Here is a 17,217-nt window from a genome sequence, read left to right as displayed (position 1 = left end):
CTGGCAGTCGATCAGTCTTAAGTCCGACTGTCTGCTGTTTTCAGAATTATTTTTCGGGTGCGTGATACAACAGGAACAGGTCAACCAGAATATCCGGTATTTCATTGGCCATCTGCTCAGTTGCTATCTTGTTTCTACGAATCTCTTTGAACTCTTTTTCGTCAAACAGGTTAGAAATAACCATAATCGGCAGCATCAGCTCTGCAACGGCTTCCTCTTTGTCTGTACCTTCTGAGAACCACTCATCTTCGTTGAGGAAGACGCCTTCCATAAATGCCTGAGCCCAAATTTCCAGTTCAGATTCTTCATTTTTAGTTTCAAGGGTTAGTTCACAAGGCATGCCAAGTTCACGGTCATTGCTCAGGTCACTGTAGATTGAGCCTTTCCAGCGATTCAGCATTGAGGTGATTTCGGCTTCCTGCTCAGTGGAGATCCAATTGGGCTTGCCGTCGAATAATACGTCCATCCACTCTTCTTCATCGGCGGGAACAGGGCTGATATTCAGCGCACACAGGAAGCCATGTATTCCGATAAGATCAAGAGAATCTTCTGACACGACGTCTGAAAAAATAAATGTTTCCAGACGATCAAGTTCATCATCGGATAACGGAGCACTAGTGAATCTACTTTGCATGTTTGGTTTTCCTGAAAAAAAGGCAGTTTGCGCTATTCTACTCCGAGAAGAAAGCGTAGTCAGTGATAATTTGGGGTGACAGTGGTATGGCCTTTCCGGATAATTGCCTGATGACGAATCAAACTCTGCATGTATTAAAAGAAGTCTTTGGTTATGACCAGTTCCGAGAGCCTCAGGAAGAGGTGATTCAGAGTGTGCTGGATAACCGTGATGTGCTGGTTATTATGCCGACAGGCGGCGGTAAATCGCTTTGTTATCAGCTACCCGCTTTGCTGCGCCAGGGCACTGCGCTGGTTGTTTCTCCCTTAATCGCTTTAATGTATGACCAGGTCACCGCGCTATCACAGTTAGGTGTCAGGGTAGCCTGTCTTAATTCATCCTTAGATTATGTTATTCAGACAGAGGTAGAGCAGGCGCTGTTGAATGGACAGCTGGATCTGCTCTATATTGCACCAGAACGTTTAGTCCAACCCAAAACGCTGGCGTTGCTGCAGCAATCTGACATTTCACTTTTTGCGATCGATGAAGCTCACTGTGTATCCCAGTGGGGGCATGATTTCAGACCTGAATATTTAAAGTTAGCGTCGCTGACTGATTATTTTCCGGATGTGCCGCGTATCGCACTCACCGCCACAGCTGATGTCCGCACTCAGCAAGAAATTGTTGATCGGTTAGGGCTACGTGATACGCGTCGATTTATTCAGGGCTTCGATCGACCCAATATCCGCTATCGGATCAGCCAGAAAAATCGCGCCCGTGAACAATTGCTCTCTTTTTTAAAGCAAGAGCATCCTAATGATGCCGGTATTGTTTATTGTCTGTCACGCAAAAGTGTAGAGGAAACGGCCGGGTGGCTGGCGGAACGTGGCTTTAACGCTTTACCCTATCATGCGGGGTTATCGACTGATTTAAGACGCCACAATCAACACCGCTTCCTGACTGAAGAGTCGATTATTGTGGTAGCGACCATTGCATTTGGCATGGGGATTGATAAGCCCAATGTGCGATTTGTCGCGCATCTTGATCTGCCAAAAAGCATCGAAGCCTATTATCAGGAAACGGGCAGAGGAGGGCGTGATGGCCTGCCCGCTGATGCCTGGATGGTTTATGGTTTGCAGGATGTGATTTTTTTACGGCAAATGCTGGAAGGCTCGCAGGCGGCAGAGCAATTTAAGCAAATAGAGCGTCAGAAGCTTGAAGCGATGTTGGGTTTTTGTGAAATTACCAGCTGCCGTCGCCAGGTGTTGCTGGGGTATTTTGGTGAGCATGATCATCCGCCGTGTGGCAACTGCGATACCTGTCTTGAACCAGTTCCTCAGTGGGATGGTACCGACGCTGCACGAAAGGCGTTGTCCTCAGTGTACCGTACCGGGCAACGTTATGGCGTGAATCATGTCATCGATGTTTTGTTGGGTAATCTGACCGATAAGGTTAAATCGGAGAAACATGAAAAGGTTTCGACCTGGGGAATTGGCATTGGTCTGAACCGTAATCAATGGCGTTCTGTTTTTCGACAGCTGGTAGCGAGGGGGTATCTGAGTGTTGATCCTGATGGCTATGGAGTGCTGCATCTGAGTGACCGCTGCCGGTCCTTACTCAAAGGTGAAGAGACCTTATTGCTCCGGGAAGATAAGCGTGAGCGTAGTAGTGGTTATCAGAAGAACAAAACCCCTCAGAATCAGTTGGACGCGGTTGACCGTCAGCTTTGGGAGCAATTAAAGCAGTTGCGCAAACGTTTGGCGGATGAGCAGGATGTCCCGCCTTATGTAATCTTTCATGATGCAACACTGATGGAAATGGTGATGTACCGCCCGTCAACCAGTCATCAGCTGCATAAAATCAGCGGAGTGGGTGAGCGCAAGCTGGAGCTTTATGGTGAAGCATTTTTAGCGGTTATTTGTCAGCAGCCCTCGGTTGATCAGAGTAAAAACCTTCAGGGACAGGAGTCGGTCGCCTTATTTAAAGCGGGTATGACGATTGAGCAGGTGGCTAAGATGCAAAAGCTCTCGGTAAAAGTTATCTATATCCATTTGGCTGCAGGCATTGGTGCCGGTGAATTAACCGTCGAAGAGGTCGTGGACTTACCTGCTGCAGAGTTACAGCATATTCAACAGGTGATTCTTGATTGTCAGCAGCGCTTTGGGCAAGCTTTGAAGCCCGTCTATGAGGCGCTTGCAGGTGTCTATGAAATTGGCGTGCTAAGTTGTGTTCGTCAGGGGTTGGAGCGCTAATGGAGGCCGAGCTCTATAGCTTGTTTTTCAGTAGTCTGATCTCATCTACATTATTACCGGGTGGCTCGGAGGCGTATCTTGCCTGGTTGGTAACTGATGCTGAAATTTCAGTGTGGCTATTGATTGGAGTGGCAACCGCGGGCAATACGCTGGGCGGTGTTATTACGTTCGGTATGGGCTGGCTGGTGGCGATGCGTTATCCGTTGCGCTTGTTGGCGAAAGAAAAGCACCAGCGAGCCAGGCGCTGGGTTGAAAAGACGGGCAGTAGTGTGCTCTTGTTGTCCTGGTTACCCGTCGTCGGTGATCCGCTTTGTTTTGTCGCCGGGTGGCTTAAATTGAATGCCGTTACAGGTATTGTGTTTATTGCTCTTGGTAAAGCCATTCGGTACATGCTGGTAGCAGGTTTGTTTGTGTAGCAGAAAAAAGCAGCAGCGTACCAGGCACATGAAAAGGTATAAGAAATGTACAAAACAATCCGCTTGCTGTTGTTGATTATTCTGCTGCTGGTGGTGAGTCTGAATACCTTGTTATCAAAAATCCGTACCACTGATTGGGATCAGTCGCTGTGGGTGGTTGTTTATCCGCTTAATGCCGATGGGCGAGAGGATACCCAGAGCTATATCGATACGTTGAAAGAGACGGATTTTGATGATATTGAGTCATTTTTTATCAGAGAGGCGCGTCGTTATCAGGTCGCAATTGAAAGACCTGTCGAAGTAATGCTGGCTCCTCAGCTGAATAATCATCCTCCGGAACCACCGGTTAACCCGAGTATGTTTGATAACATTGTCTGGAGTTTGCAGATGCGCTATTGGTCATGGCGACAGGATGACTGGGGTGGGCCTGATCCGGATATCAAAATATACATGCGATTTTTCTCGCCAAATAACCAGCAGTTTTTACGACATTCTCTGGGGTTACAAAAAGGTTTAATTGGCTTGGTGAACGGTTATGCGGATGCAGAATATCAAGGTCAGAATAATTTGATTGCGGCGCATGAGTTGCTTCATACGTTGGGCGCCAATGATAAATATGACCCTGAAACCAGTTGGCCGTTGTGGCCTGATGGGTATGCTGATCCGACTAAAGAACCGCTCATGCCACAGCTGCAAGCTGAAATTATGGGAGGCCGGGTGCAAATATCACCCTCAATTGCCATTATTCCTCCGAGTCTGGAGTATGTGGTGGTGGGTTCGGCAACAGCAATAGAGATCAATTGGCGAGCTGTCGATTAAATTTTATTATTTTGATTATTGTTAATCAGGTTTAAAAAGTAACAAAAAAACCCGCTTGAAAGCGGGTTTTTTTAAGTCTGACTATTATTCTGGATAGTCGCGCTTGACTGGGCCCATATACAACTGGCGAGGACGGCCAATTTTATTCGGGCTGCTGTGGAATTCGCTCCAATGAGAAATCCAGCCGATTGTACGAGACAAGGCAAAGATTACAGTAAACATGTTGGTTGGAATGCCAATAGCTTTGAGAATGATACCCGAGTAGAAATCGACGTTCGGATACAGTTTGCGCTGTACGAAGTATTCATCTTCCAGGGCAATCTGTTCAAGGCGTTTAGCAATTTTCAGTAACGGATCGTTTTCAACGCCTAGTTCTGCCAGTACTTCGTCACACGTCTGTTTCATAACTTTAGCGCGCGGGTCGAAGTTGCGATAAACGCGATGTCCGAAGCCCATCAGGCGGAAGCTATCATCAGGATCTTTAGCGCGCTTGATGAACTCAGGGATGTTTGCTTCATCACCAATCTCTTCAAGCATCTGCAGTACCGCTTCGTTAGCGCCACCGTGAGCAGGTCCCCATAGTGCAGCCACGCCCGATGCAATACAGGCAAATGGGTTTGCACCGGAAGAACCGGCAAGACGTACTGTAGAAGTCGATGCGTTTTGCTCGTGATCTGCATGCAATAGGAAGATGCGATCCATTGCTTTGGCGAGAATCGGATTAGGGACGTATGTGGCGCAAGGTGTGCCAAACATCATGTGCAGGAAGTTGTCTGCATAGTCTAGTTCATTGCGCGGGTACTGGAACGGCTGTCCGATGCTGTATTTGTAACACATAGCCGCAATCGTTGGCATTTTGGCAATCAGGCGATAGGCGCAGACCTCGCGGTGGTGCGGGTCATCAATATCAAGTGAGTCATGATAAAAGGCAGACAGCGCGCCAACAACGGCCACCATGATGGCCATAGGATGAGCATCACGACGAAAACCATTGAAAAAATGAGTCATCTGTTGATGAACCATGGTGTGATTTTTAATCGTATTTACAAATAGCTCTTTCTGTTCCGGAGTAGGTAACTCGCCGTTTAAAAGCAAATAACACGTTTCCAGGTAATCGGAGTGTTTGGCAAGTTGTTCTATCGGATAACCGCCATGTAGCAAGATGCCTTTTTCACCGTCAATATAAGTGATGCTGGACTCACATGCTGCGGTAGAGACGAAACCAGGGTCATATGTGAAAAGACCACGGCCCGTCAGGGGGCGGACGTCAATAACGTCAGGTCCCAGAGTGCCGGAATAAACAGATAGTTCAATTACTTCATCAACACCATCGATTGTCAAACGTGCTTTTTTATCAGCCATTATAGGCTCCTATCATTTTATTCGTTATATTAGACTTCTTAGATATACAGGTTGTATCCATGGATATATCCAGAGTCTTAGTCCGCTTGGGATATGCCCAATATAAAGATTGATTCAAGATTGTCAATCTGGACACTAAATGCTTTTTCTGCATTGCAGCAATCGAGGGTAATTTTTACCAATAATAGAACAAGGACAGAATACCCTTTTAGTTGTATAAGGTAATTACGACAATCATTTACGTCTCACTAGACGTTAGGCTTAAGGCTCGGTCTGGCGCGTTGTATTCTGATTTTTAACTGTCTATAATCTCGTTCCTGAGTACGTGTAGGGTAAGTGTTGGCGCGTACTTTAGTCTGAGGATCTACTCTCTGAACACTACCTAGCAACCTTGCCCCTTAGATGGGCAGCAAAGTGTGAATAAGAGCCGTGAACAAAAAAAGACCTGTAAATTTAGACCTAAGAACTATCAAGCAGCCGCTTCCTGCGATTACATCCATATTGCATCGTGCTACTGGTGTTGTGTTGTTTTTTGGCACACTCTTTATGACTTATGCATTAGGGATGTCTCTCGAGTCAGAAGCTGGCTTTAACGAAACAATTACCATGTTTGAAGAGGGCTTCTTCGCGAGGCTGATTACATGGGGTTTAGTATCCGCATTACTGTATCACCTACTTGCTGGTGTTAAGCATCTGATTATGGATGCAGGACATCTTGAGGAGTTGGAAAGTGGAACAATGGCAGCGAAAGCTACATTGATCGCTGGTGCAGTCGCAATTCTACTGGCAGGAGTCTGGGTATGGTAACAAGTATCACTAGCTTTGGCCGGAGTGGCTTATACGACTGGATGGTTCAGCGAGTCACAGCTGTAGTATTGCTGGCCTATACGATCTTCATGATGGGTTATTTGCTGTTTAATTCAGATATGGATTATTTGCAGTGGAAATCATTATTTGAGTGCACTTGGATGCGCATCTTCACCCTGCTGGCTTTACTCTCCATGGCTGCACATGCCTGGATCGGTTTATGGTCGGTAACTACAGATTACATTAAACCGACCGGACTTCGTTTTGTTGTTCAGGCTGGATGTGGTTTGTTGACGTTTATTTACGTCGTTTGGGGTATTCAGATTCTGTGGGGTGTCTAAGAGATGAATGAACTGCGCACGTTAACTTTTGACGCGATTGTAGTAGGCGGTGGTGGTGCGGGCATGCGTGCCGCGCTGCAGCTTGCACAGTCTGGGTTGAATACTGCTTGTGTGAGTAAAGTGTTTCCAACACGTTCACACACAGTTTCTGCTCAGGGTGGTATTACTTGTGCAATCGCAAGTGCTGATCCGAATGACGATTGGCGCTGGCATATGTATGACACAGTTAAGGGATCTGATTATATCGGAGACCAGGACGCAATTGAGTATATGTGTTCTGTTGGTCCTCAGGCTGTGTTTGAATTAGATCATATGGGCTTACCTTTCTCTCGTACCGAAGCGGGTCGTATCTACCAGCGTCCGTTCGGTGGCCAGTCAAAGGGTCCTGATAATCCGACTCAGGCTGCACGTACTTGTGCTGCGGCTGACCGTACAGGGCATGCTTTATTGCATACTCTTTATCAGGCTAACCTGAAAGCAGGTACGACTTTTCTTAACGAGTGGTATGCTGTTGATCTGGTTAAGAATGAAGACGGTGCTGTTGTTGGCTGTATCGCCATTTGTATAGAAACAGGTGAGACAGTTTATATCAAAGCGAAAGCGACTGTTCTTGCAACGGGTGGTGCGGGGCGTATTTATGCTTCTACTACTAACGCATTGATCAATACCGGTGACGGTATGGGAATGTCCTTACGTGCGGGTGTACCTGCGCAGGACATGGAAATGTGGCAGTTTCACCCGACGGGTATCGCAGGCGCTGGTACGCTTGTGACTGAAGGTTGTCGTGGTGAAGGCGGCTATTTGATTAATAAAGATGGCGAGCGTTTTATGGAACGTTACGCGCCTAACGCAAAAGACCTTGCCGGTCGTGATGTGGTTGCGCGTTCAATGATCCTTGAAATTCTGGATGGCCGGGGCTGTGGTCCTGATGGCGATCATGTATATCTGAAACTTGATCATCTGGGTGAGGAAGTTCTGCATTCTCGTTTGCCGGGTATCTGTGAACTGTCTAAAACGTTTGCTCACGCTGATCCTGTTAAAGAGCCTATTCCGGTTGTGCCGACTTGTCATTATCAGATGGGCGGTGTGGCTACTAATATCGGTGGTCAGGCCTTGGCTCCCGATAAGGATGGTGGTCATACAGTGATCGAAGGTCTGTTTGCTTGTGGTGAGGTGGCGTGTGTGTCAGTTCATGGCGCAAACCGTCTGGGTGGTAATTCGCTGCTTGATTTGGTCGTCTTCGGCCGTGCGGCGGGTATTCAGATCGAGAAACAGATGCGTGAAGGCTATGCGGTTAAGGATGCGTCTGAAGCTGATCTGGAACGTGCAATGGCGCGTTTGAATCGTCTCAACGGATCGTCTGAGGGTGCAGATGTGGCTACGGTTCGTAAAGAACTGCAGGCGACAATGCAGCTATACTTCGGTGTTTTCCGTGATGGTGAAAGCATGCAGAAAGGTCTTGCGTTGCTGGCTGATATCCGTAAAAAAGCTGATAACCTGTATCTTGATGATAAGAGTCATGCTTTTAATACGGCGCGTATCGAAGCACTTGAACTTCAGAATCTGATGGAAGTTGCTGAGGCTACAGCGATTGCTGCAGAGGTTCGTACTGAATCTCGTGGTGCGCATGCCCGTAATGATTTTACAGAACGCGATGATGAAAACTGGTTGTGTCATTCAGTTTACTATCCGCAGGACAAGACTATTGGTAAGCGTGCCGTTAACTTCACGCCCAAGACTGTTCCAGCGTTTCCGCCTAAAGTCCGTACTTATTAAGGAGAAATTACAGTGTTAGTAAGCGTATATCGTTACAATCCTGAGACTGATGATGCTCCTTACATGCAGGATATTCATATTGATATCCCGGGTGGTAAAGACATCATGGTGCTGGATGTTCTTCATCTTTTAAAAGAGAAGGATACATCTTTGGGTTACCGTCGTTCATGCCGTGAAGGTGTGTGTGGTTCTGACGGTATGAATATGAACGGTAAGAATGGTCTGGCTTGTATTACTGCGCTTTCTCAGGTGGTAGTAGATGATAAGCTGGTTATTCGTCCTCTGCCGGGGCTGCCTGTTATTCGCGACTTAGTTGTGGATATGTCTCAGTTCTATAAGCAGTACGAGAAAATAAAACCGTTCTTGATTAATGACACGCCAGCGCCGACGATGGAGCGTCTTCAGTCGCCTGAAGAGCGCGCCGAGTTGGATGGTCTGTATGAGTGCATCTTGTGTGCATGTTGTACAACGGCTTGTCCTTCGTTCTGGTGGAATCCTGATAAGTTCGTCGGGCCGTCTGGTTTGTTACAGGCGTATCGATTCCTTGCGGATAGTCGTGATACAGCAACACGGGAGCGTCTGGCGGAGTTGGATGATCCGTTTAGTGTTTTTCGCTGTCATGGCATCATGAACTGCGTCAATGTTTGTCCGAAAGGATTGAATCCTACTAAGGCAATCGGGAAAATTCGTAACATGCTGATCCAGCAAGCGACCTAAGAAGAATAAACGGCACCTCAGGTGCCGTTTTTTTGTCCATTTAGCCGAAAGGCTTATGCTTCAAAGTGTTAATTTTCTGTAGAATCGGACTTTGTTTGATATATAAAGCCTGTAGTAAAAGGCGTACAATATTGTCCGCATTTCCAAGGATATTCGTGGAAATGCAGGGTTAAGACAACGGAAACACAAGAAGGGGCATTTGCGTGTTTAATTGTCAGATGAATGGTGTGATCTGGCAGCGCAGACAGTCTCTCGAGCTAGGGTGAACAACTAATGCAAGAAGGCGTAATGGAGTTGCTGTGGAAGAATGCCCACCTATATGGTGGTAACCTCTCCTACATCGAACAACTATATGAAACTTACCTTATGGACCCCAATGCCATTCCTCAAGAATGGCGGGAAGAGTTCGACCGCTTGCCAAAAGTGGGAGAAAGCATTTCTCTGGATGTCCCTCATTCACCAGTGCGTGAGCACTTCCTCTATTTAGCTAAAAACCAGAAGCGTAGTCAGCCAGCATCTGTCGCTAGTGTTTCTTCGGAGCATGAGCAGAAGCAGATTCGCGTGTTGCGAATGATCAATGCTTACCGCGTTCGTGGTCATCAGGTAGCTAAAATTGATCCGTTAGGTTTAATGGAGCGTGAAGACGTACCTGATTTAGAACTGCGTTATCACGAACTTTCTGAAGCTGATTTTGATACTAAATTCCAGTTAGGTTCATTGTTCTTTGGGCCTGAAGAAGCGCCGCTGAAAGATATTCTTGCTGATCTTAAAAAGACTTACTGTACGACAGTAGGTGCTGAGTACATGCATATCGTTGATACGCAGGAAAAGCGTTGGATTCAGTCTCGCATTGAGCCTGTGCGTTCTCATCCGCAGGTTGAAGTTGCTAGTAAAAGGATGATTCTGGAGCGTTTGACGGCTGCAGAAGGCCTTGAAAAGTATCTGGGTTCACGTTATGCCGGCGCTAAACGCTTTGGTGTAGAGGGTGGTGAGTCACTGATTGTTTCACTCAATACGTTGATTCAACGTGCGGGTAAGCAGGGTGCCAAAGAAGTTGTTATTGGTATGGCACACCGAGGACGTTTAAATACCTTAGTCAATATTTTCGGTAAAAACCCAGCAGAGCTGTTTAGTGAGTTTGAAGGTAAGAAGACGCTTGAAACATCAGGTGATGTGAAATACCACCAGGGCTTTTCATCCAATATCATGACTGCCGGTGGTGAAGTGCATATTGCGATGGCATTTAACCCATCTCACCTTGAAATCTCTGCTCCCGTTGTTGAGGGCTCTGTTCGTGCTCGTCAGGACCGCCGTAATGATTCGGTTGGAACGACAGTTGTTCCTGTGAATTTGCACGGAGATCAGGCATTTGCAGGACAGGGTGTAGTGATGGAGACATTCCAGATGTCTCAGACTCGCGCCTACAAAACTGGTGGTACGATCCATATTGTGATCAACAACCAGGTTGGTTTTACCACCAACAAAAAGGAAGATTCCCGCTCAACTGAATATGCAACCGATGTTGCTAAAATGATTCAGGCGCCTATCTTTCATGTCAATGGCGATGATCCGGAAGCCGTGCGTTTTGTTACCCAGGTTGCTTTGGATTACCGTAATGAATTCAAAAAAGACGTTGTTATTGACCTGTTCTGCTATCGCCGTCGTGGTCATAACGAAGCTGATGAGCCATCTGGCACGCAGCCTCTTATGTATGCGCAGATCAAAAAACAGAAAACAACGCGTGAGTTGTATGCTCAGAAGTTGATTGATGAAGGCGTTATTACTGCTGAAGAAAGTAAGCAAAAAGAAGTTGAATATCGTCGGTTACTTGAAAACGGTGAGCACGTTGTTAAGTCGTTAGTACATCAGCCAAACTCTGAATTGTTTGTCGACTGGCGTCCATACTTAGGCCATGAGTGGACTTTTGAATGTGATACCCGGGTTGATCTTAAATTGCTTCAGGAGATTGGCGCGCAGATTTGTGAAACCCCTAAAGGGTTTGTTGTTCAGCGTCAGGTTCAGAAAATTTATGATGACCGCAAGCGTATGGCTGCGGGCGCAATGGGGCTGAATTGGGGGATGGCTGAATCACTGGCTTATGCCACTATTCTGGCTGAGGGGCACCCTGTTCGACTAACAGGTCAGGATGTTGGGCGTGGTACTTTCTCGCATCGTCATGCTGTATTACATGATCAGAAAACGCAGGAAACTTATCTGCCCTTAGAGAATTTATCAGCTGACCAGCCACGTCTTACTTTACATGACTCTTATTTGTCTGAAGAAGCGGTGTTGGCGTTTGAGTATGGTTACGCAACAACCACGCCTAATGCGCTGGTTATCTGGGAAGCTCAGTTTGGTGACTTTGCCAATGGAGCACAGGTTGTTATCGACCAATTCATCACCAGCGGTGAGCATAAGTGGCAGCGTCTGTGTGGTTTGACGCTGTTGTTGCCGCATGGATTTGAAGGTCAGGGCCCTGAGCATTCCTCGGCACGCCTTGAGCGTTTCTTACAGTTATCGGCCGAGCATAATATTCAGGTATGTACGCCGACTACGCCTGCACAGATTTTCCATCTGTTGCGTCGTCAGGTGGTGCGTCCGCTACGTAAGCCATTGGTGGTTATGTCACCTAAGAGCCTACTACGTCATAAGCAGGCTACATCTACTTTGGAAGAGCTGGCTGAAGGTACCTTCATGCCGGTCATTGGCGAAGTAGATACGCTGGAACCGAAAAAAGTAAAACGTTTGGTTCTTTGCGGCGGCAAGGTTTATTACGATCTTTACAATCGTCGTGCAGAGCTTGAAAAAGCCGATGTTGCGATCGTGCGTATAGAACAGCTGTATCCGTTCCCTGAAAAAGATCTGGCTGAAACAATTAAAGAATATACCAATCTTGATTCTGTCGTTTGGTGCCAGGAAGAGCCTATGAACCAGGGCGCATGGTATTGCACACAGCATCATATGCGTCATGTGTTACATAAGCATGATTCTTCTCTTGCGCTGGAGGGTGTCGGTCGTGTTGCATCTGCAGCGCCGGCAGTTGGTTATATCTCTGTGCATGTTGAACAGCAAGAATCTCTGGTAAACGAAGCAATCAACGGTTAATGACAAAGCTGCCCAAAATAAAAGGGCAGCTTTTTGAGCATATAAGGAATAGAAATGTCCATTGAAATTAAAGCCCCTACATTTCCTGAATCGGTTGCCGACGGTACCGTTGCAACCTGGCATAAGCAACCAGGCGAAGCATGTTCTGCTGACGATCTGATTGTAGATATTGAAACAGATAAAGTTGTACTTGAAGTTGTAGCACCGCAAGATGGTGTACTGAAAGAAATTATTAAAGGCGAAGGCGATACCGTGCTTAGCGATGAAATCATAGCGATTTTTGAAGCTGGCGCGGCTGCTTCTGCCGCAGCTCCGGCCGCTGAAACGGCATCTGCTGAAGCGGGTGACGCTGATAAGGTAGGCCCTGCTGCACGTAAACTGATTGATGAAAATAATCTTGATGTTAATCAGATTCCGGGTACAGGTAAGAATGGCGGCATCACTAAGGAAGACGTCCTTAGCTTCATGAAGACGGGTGCTCCTGCAGCGGCTAGTACTTCAGCTCCTGCACCGGCTAAAGCAGCCCCGGCTGCGGTAGCCGTAAATGTTGTTGAAGGTGATCGCGTTGAGAAGCGTGTGCCTATGACGCGTCTTCGTGCGACTATTGCTAAACGTCTGGTTGAAGCGCAGCAGACAGCTGCCATGTTAACAACGTATAACGAAGTTAATATGAAACCCGTTATGGACTTGCGTAAACAGTATAAAGACCTGTTTGAGAAAACCCATAACGGCACGCGTCTTGGCTTTATGTCTTTCTTCGTCAAGGCCGTAACTGAAGCGCTGAAACGTTTCCCTGCAGTGAATGCTTCAATCGATGGTAATGATATGGTTTATCATGGTTACCAGGATATCGGCGTTGCTGTATCGACAGACCGTGGTCTGATGGTGCCTGTATTGCGTGATACTGACGCTATGGGGCTGGCTGATGTTGAAGCAACTATTGCTGATTTCGGTAAACGTGGCCGTGATGGTAAGTTGGGTCTGGCTGATATGCAGGGCGGTACATTCACCATTACAAACGGTGGTACTTTCGGCTCCCTGATGTCTACACCAATTCTTAACCCGCCTCAGACAGCGATTCTTGGCATGCATAAAATCCAGGATCGTCCAATGGCTGTGAACGGTGAAGTTGTTATTCTGCCAATGATGTATCTGGCATTGTCCTACGACCATCGTATGATTGATGGTAAAGAGGCGGTACAATTCCTCGTTACTGTTAAGAGTTTGCTGGAAGATCCAGCCCGCATTCTGCTTGATGTGTAATTTCAACCCTGTAACCAACTTTAGAATAGGAAGGACACATGTCACAAAAATTTGATGTAATCGTAATCGGTGCCGGTCCTGGTGGATATGTTGCTGCAATACGCGCTGCTCAGCTCGGGCTGAATACTGCATGTGTTGAGAAATGGGTTGATGATAAAGGTGCAACTGTCTTAGGCGGTACTTGCTTGAATGTAGGTTGTATACCTTCCAAAGCACTATTGGAGTCTACGCATAAGTTCCATGAAGCTGCACATGATTTTGACGTCCACGGAATTCAGGCACCTGATGTACAAATGGATGTTAAAAAAATGGTATCGCGTAAAGATACTATTGTTAAAAACCTAACGGGCGGCATCACTGGCCTGTTTAAAGCTAACGGCGTAACCACCTTGTCAGGCATGGGTAAACTGTTGGCTAATAAGCAGGTTGAGGTTACGGCTGCTGACGGTACTGCGACAATTTATGATGCCGAAAATGTTATTTTGGCATCCGGTTCGGTTCCTGTTGAGATTCCACCAGCGCCACTGACTGAAGGTTTAATCCTTGATAATGCCGGCGCATTGAATATCGATGAAACGCCTAAGCGTTTAGGTGTCATCGGTGCCGGTGTAATTGGCTTGGAAATGGGCTCTATCTGGGCGCGTCTGGGTTCTCAGGTAACTGTGCTGGAAGCAATGGATGGATTCCTTACTCTCGCCGATAAAGACGTCGCAAAAGAAGCACAAAAACTTCTGGGTAAGCAAGGGCTCGATATCAAGCTGAGCGCACGTTGCACCGGAACAGAGATCATTGACGGCAAAGAAGTCAAAGTTAAATATACTGATGCCGCTGGTGAACAAGAGCTTATCGTTGATAAGTTGATTGTAGCGGTCGGTCGTCGTCCTCAGACTCAGGGTTTGCTGGCAGGTGATAGCGGCGTTAAGCTGGATGAGCGTGGCTTTATTTTTGTTGATGAATCTTGCCGCACGGGTGTACCCGGTGTATACGCTGTTGGTGACTCCGTACGTGGACCCATGTTGGCACATAAAGCTTCAGAAGAAGGTGTTATGGTTGCAGATATCATTGCCGGTCATAAAGCGGCTATGAATTATGATGTAATCCCTAACATTATTTACACATTCCCTGAATTAGCATGGGTGGGTAAAACTGAGCAGGAGCTCAAAGCAGAAGGCGTTAAAATCAAGGTCGGTAAATTCCCATTTGCGGCTTCAGGTCGTGCAATGGCTTCTAATGCAACGGATGGTTTTGTAAAAATCATTGCTGATGAAGAAACCGATCGAATTTTGGGTGTTCATATAGTGGGCGCGATCGCATCTGAGCTTATCGCTCAGGGTGGTATCGCGATGGAATTCTGCTCAAGTGCAGAAGATCTGCAGTTAATGTGCTTTGCTCACCCAACTGTGAGTGAAGCTGTGCATGAAGCAGCATTAGCAGTAGACAACCATGCTATACATATGGCTAATCGCAAAAAACGCTAATTTAGTTCATCATATCAGACGTTTTATGATTTTGGCCGGGTGCACGCCCGGCTAAATTAGCGAGAGCTTGTCGTAAGCCCTGTGGGCTGAGTAGGTATCTACTTATTCAGATTTATCAGAGACAACAAACGGACTAGAGCATGAATCTTCACGAGTACCAAGGCAAACAACTGTTTGCTCAATATGGTCTGCCAGTATCCAAAGGTTACGCGGTAGACACACCGGAAGCTGCAGTAGAAGCAGTGAATAAAATCGGCGGTGATAAATGGGTTGTTAAAGCTCAGGTTCACGCCGGTGGTCGCGGTAAAGCGGGCGGCGTTAAACTGGTTGAATCAGCAGAAGCGGCAAAAGAATTTGCAGCTCACTGGTTAGGTAAAAATCTGGTGACATATCAGACGGATGCCAATGGCCAGCCTGTAACAAAAATTCTTGTTGAAACATGTACTGATATTGCTCAAGAGCTTTATCTGGGTGCTGTTGTAGACCGCTCTTCTCGTCGTATCGTTTTCATGGCTTCAACCGAAGGCGGTGTTGAAATTGAGAAAGTTGCACACGAGACTCCGGAAAAAATTCTGAAAGCAACTATAGATCCGTTGACAGGTGCTCAGCCTTACCAGGCACGTGAGTTGGCTTTTCAGTTGGGCCTGAACGGTGATCAGATCAAACAATTCACTAAGATCTTCCTGGGTCTTGCTAAAATGTTTGAAGAGAAAGATCTTGCTTTGCTTGAGATCAACCCTCTGGTTATTACTGATGCCGGTAACCTGCATTGCCTGGATGCTAAAATTGTGATCGATGGTAACGCTGTTTATCGTCACAAAGATATTCAGGAAATGCACGATCCTTCGCAGGAAGATGCTCGTGAAGCTCACGCTGCTACCTGGGATCTTAACTATGTTGCACTGGATGGTACTATCGGTTGCATGGTTAACGGTGCTGGCCTGGCAATGGGAACAATGGACATCGTTGCTACTCACGGTGGCTTCCCGGCTAACTTCCTTGACGTTGGCGGCGGTGCAACTAAAGAACGTGTTACTGAAGCATTTAAAATCATCCTGGCTGACGACAAAGTTAAAGCCGTTTTGGTTAATATCTTCGGTGGTATCGTACGTTGCGACCTGATTGCTGAAGGTATCATCGGTGCCGTTAAAGAAGTGGGTGTAACCGTACCTGTTGTTGTACGTTTAGAAGGTAACAATGCTGAGTTAGGTGCACAGCGCCTGGCTGAGTCTGGTTTGGATATCATTGCTGCTACCAGTCTGACAGATGCTGCTCAGCAAGCAGTTAAAGCTGCGGGGGGTAAGTAATAATGTCCATTCTGATTAATAAAGATACCAAAGTTATCTGTCAGGGTTTCACCGGTGGTCAGGGTACTTTCCACTCTGAGCAAGCGATCGCTTACGGTACAAAAATGGTCGGTGGTGTTACACCGGGTAAAGGCGGTACTGAGCATTTAGGTCTTCCTGTATTTAATACAGTAAAAGAAGCAGTAGAAGTTACAGGTGCAGAAGCGTCTGTCATCTATGTACCTGCTGCCTTCTGTAAAGACTCTATTCTGGAAGCGGCTAATTCAGGCATCAAACTGATCGTTTGTATCACTGAACATATTCCGGTTATGGATATGCTGCAGTGTAAAGTCAAGTGTGATGAGCTGGGTGTGCGTCTTATCGGTCCTAACTGCCCGGGTGTTATCACTCCGGGTGAATGCAAGATCGGCATCATGCCAGGTCATATCCATTTGCCAGGTAAAGTGGGCATTGTTTCCCGCTCTGGTACATTGACGTATGAAGCTGTTAAGCAGACTACGGATGCAGGTTTCGGCCAGTCTACTTGTGTAGGTATTGGTGGTGACCCGATTCCAGGCGCTAACTTCATCGATATTCTGGAAATGTTCCAGAACGATCCTCAGACTGAAGCGATCGTAATGATCGGTGAGATCGGTGGTTCTGCTGAAGAAGAAGCGGCTGCTTACATCAAAGCTAATGTGACTAAGCCTGTTGTTTCTTACATTGCGGGTGTTACTGCACCTGTAGGTAAGCGTATGGGTCATGCGGGCGCAATCATCTCTGGCGGTAAAGGTACTGCTGATGAGAAGTTTGCTGCACTGGAAGACGCAGGCGTTAAAACAGTACGTTCTTTGGCTGATATCGGCAAAGCACTGTCTGAAGTAACTGGCTGGTAAGTTAGTCTCTGGGTTTAAAAGGCAGCTTCGGCTGCCTTTTTGCATTTAGTTGCTTTTTTCGCTACTACAGGTTTTCGTTACTGCAG

At 46.8% G+C, this 17,217-nt stretch carries 14 protein-coding genes; 12 read left to right on the top strand and 2 right to left on the bottom strand.

All coding sequences use genetic code 11. The features are described from left to right. Window positions 1–46 precede the first annotated feature (46 nt). Complete coding sequence (locus ABY436_RS03570) at window positions 47–634, bottom strand: YecA family protein (RefSeq protein WP_372737655.1); 588 nt, start codon at window positions 632–634, stop codon at window positions 47–49. Between the two features lie 110 nt (window positions 635–744). On the opposite strand from ABY436_RS03570, the gene recQ reads away from it, so the two are divergent. Genes recQ through ABY436_RS03555 form a run of 3 tightly spaced genes read left to right on the top strand, consistent with a single transcriptional unit; the run spans window position 745 to window position 4,100 of the window. Beyond that, window positions 745–2,865 carry a DNA helicase RecQ gene (gene recQ / locus ABY436_RS03565; protein WP_372737654.1) on the top strand — a complete coding sequence of 707 codons (2,121 nt, stop codon included), beginning with the start codon at window positions 745–747 and terminating at the stop codon, window positions 2,863–2,865. Further along, a complete protein-coding gene (locus ABY436_RS03560) occupies window positions 2,865–3,281 on the top strand; it encodes a YqaA family protein (RefSeq protein ID WP_372737653.1) in 417 nt (138 codons plus the stop codon). Before recQ ends, ABY436_RS03560 begins: the two co-directional genes overlap by 1 nt. A 45-nt stretch (window positions 3,282–3,326) precedes the next feature. Then, on the top strand, window positions 3,327–4,100 hold the full coding sequence (locus ABY436_RS03555) for a hypothetical protein (protein ID WP_372737652.1): 774 nt from the start codon (window positions 3,327–3,329) through the stop codon (window positions 4,098–4,100). 84 nt (window positions 4,101–4,184) lie between these two features. On the opposite strand, the gene gltA is transcribed toward ABY436_RS03555, so the two are convergent. Beyond that, window positions 4,185–5,462 carry a citrate synthase gene (gltA, locus tag ABY436_RS03550; RefSeq protein WP_372737651.1) on the bottom strand — a complete coding sequence of 426 codons (1,278 nt, stop codon included), beginning with the start codon at window positions 5,460–5,462 and terminating at the stop codon, window positions 4,185–4,187. 429 nt (window positions 5,463–5,891) lie between these two features. On the opposite strand from gltA, the gene sdhC reads away from it, so the two are divergent. The 9 genes from sdhC to sucD all read left to right on the top strand — a co-directional run bounded on the left by sdhC (window position 5,892) and on the right by sucD (window position 17,131). Further along, window positions 5,892–6,269: a succinate dehydrogenase, cytochrome b556 subunit gene (gene sdhC, locus ABY436_RS03545; RefSeq protein WP_372737650.1), complete on the top strand. Its 378-nt coding sequence runs from the start codon at window positions 5,892–5,894 to the stop codon at window positions 6,267–6,269. Beyond that, entirely contained in the window at window positions 6,263–6,610 is a 348-nt protein-coding gene (gene sdhD, locus ABY436_RS03540) for a succinate dehydrogenase, hydrophobic membrane anchor protein (RefSeq protein WP_372737649.1), read from the top strand. The genes sdhC and sdhD overlap by 7 nt, the downstream gene beginning before the upstream one ends. Before the next feature lie 3 nt (window positions 6,611–6,613). Continuing rightward, window positions 6,614–8,386: a succinate dehydrogenase flavoprotein subunit gene (gene sdhA, locus ABY436_RS03535; RefSeq protein WP_372737648.1), complete on the top strand. Its 1,773-nt coding sequence runs from the start codon at window positions 6,614–6,616 to the stop codon at window positions 8,384–8,386. Window positions 8,387–8,398: 12 nt separating this feature from the next. Beyond that, window positions 8,399–9,103 carry a succinate dehydrogenase iron-sulfur subunit gene (locus tag ABY436_RS03530; protein ID WP_090726566.1) on the top strand — a complete coding sequence of 235 codons (705 nt, stop codon included), beginning with the start codon at window positions 8,399–8,401 and terminating at the stop codon, window positions 9,101–9,103. 273 nt (window positions 9,104–9,376) lie between these two features. Next, on the top strand, window positions 9,377–12,208 hold the full coding sequence (locus ABY436_RS03525) for a 2-oxoglutarate dehydrogenase E1 component (protein ID WP_372737647.1): 2,832 nt from the start codon (window positions 9,377–9,379) through the stop codon (window positions 12,206–12,208). Between the two features lie 54 nt (window positions 12,209–12,262). Next, complete coding sequence (gene odhB, locus ABY436_RS03520; protein WP_372737646.1) at window positions 12,263–13,471, top strand: 2-oxoglutarate dehydrogenase complex dihydrolipoyllysine-residue succinyltransferase; 1,209 nt, start codon at window positions 12,263–12,265, stop codon at window positions 13,469–13,471. A 38-nt stretch (window positions 13,472–13,509) separates the two neighbouring features. Further along, window positions 13,510–14,949 carry a dihydrolipoyl dehydrogenase gene (lpdA, locus tag ABY436_RS03515; RefSeq protein ID WP_372737645.1) on the top strand — a complete coding sequence of 480 codons (1,440 nt, stop codon included), beginning with the start codon at window positions 13,510–13,512 and terminating at the stop codon, window positions 14,947–14,949. 140 nt (window positions 14,950–15,089) lie between these two features. After that, complete coding sequence (gene sucC, locus ABY436_RS03510) at window positions 15,090–16,256, top strand: ADP-forming succinate--CoA ligase subunit beta (protein WP_372737644.1); 1,167 nt, start codon at window positions 15,090–15,092, stop codon at window positions 16,254–16,256. Between the two features lie 2 nt (window positions 16,257–16,258). Further along, window positions 16,259–17,131 (top strand): succinate--CoA ligase subunit alpha, encoded by an 873-nt coding sequence (gene sucD / locus ABY436_RS03505; protein WP_372737643.1) that lies wholly within the window; start codon window positions 16,259–16,261, stop codon window positions 17,129–17,131. Window positions 17,132–17,217 lie beyond the last annotated feature (86 nt).

The sequence above is a fragment of the Neptunomonas sp. genome (assembly GCF_041601355.1).
Lineage (GTDB): Bacteria > Pseudomonadota > Gammaproteobacteria > Pseudomonadales > Balneatricaceae > Neptunomonas.
Note: the sequence above shows the minus strand (reverse complement) of the source record. Positions and strands in the feature narration are given on the sequence as shown.

What these genes read in the sequence shown, in the direction of transcription:
- gltA (WP_372737651.1), bottom strand. Translation starts at nt 5,462, where the DNA reads ATGGCTGATAAAAAAGCACGTTTGACAATCGATGGTGTTGATGAAGTA.
- sdhA (WP_372737648.1), top strand. Translation starts at nt 6,614, where the DNA reads ATGAATGAACTGCGCACGTTAACTTTTGACGCGATTGTAGTAGGCGGT.
- lpdA (WP_372737645.1), top strand. Translation starts at nt 13,510, where the DNA reads ATGTCACAAAAATTTGATGTAATCGTAATCGGTGCCGGTCCTGGTGGA.
- ABY436_RS03555 (WP_372737652.1), top strand. Translation starts at nt 3,327, where the DNA reads ATGTACAAAACAATCCGCTTGCTGTTGTTGATTATTCTGCTGCTGGTG.
- sdhD (WP_372737649.1), top strand. Translation starts at nt 6,263, where the DNA reads ATGGTAACAAGTATCACTAGCTTTGGCCGGAGTGGCTTATACGACTGG.
- ABY436_RS03525 (WP_372737647.1), top strand. Translation starts at nt 9,377, where the DNA reads ATGCAAGAAGGCGTAATGGAGTTGCTGTGGAAGAATGCCCACCTATAT.
- odhB (WP_372737646.1), top strand. Translation starts at nt 12,263, where the DNA reads ATGTCCATTGAAATTAAAGCCCCTACATTTCCTGAATCGGTTGCCGAC.
- ABY436_RS03570 (WP_372737655.1), bottom strand. Translation starts at nt 634, where the DNA reads ATGCAAAGTAGATTCACTAGTGCTCCGTTATCCGATGATGAACTTGAT.
- recQ (WP_372737654.1), top strand. Translation starts at nt 745, where the DNA reads ATGACGAATCAAACTCTGCATGTATTAAAAGAAGTCTTTGGTTATGAC.
- ABY436_RS03560 (WP_372737653.1), top strand. Translation starts at nt 2,865, where the DNA reads ATGGAGGCCGAGCTCTATAGCTTGTTTTTCAGTAGTCTGATCTCATCT.
- sucD (WP_372737643.1), top strand. Translation starts at nt 16,259, where the DNA reads ATGTCCATTCTGATTAATAAAGATACCAAAGTTATCTGTCAGGGTTTC.
- sucC (WP_372737644.1), top strand. Translation starts at nt 15,090, where the DNA reads ATGAATCTTCACGAGTACCAAGGCAAACAACTGTTTGCTCAATATGGT.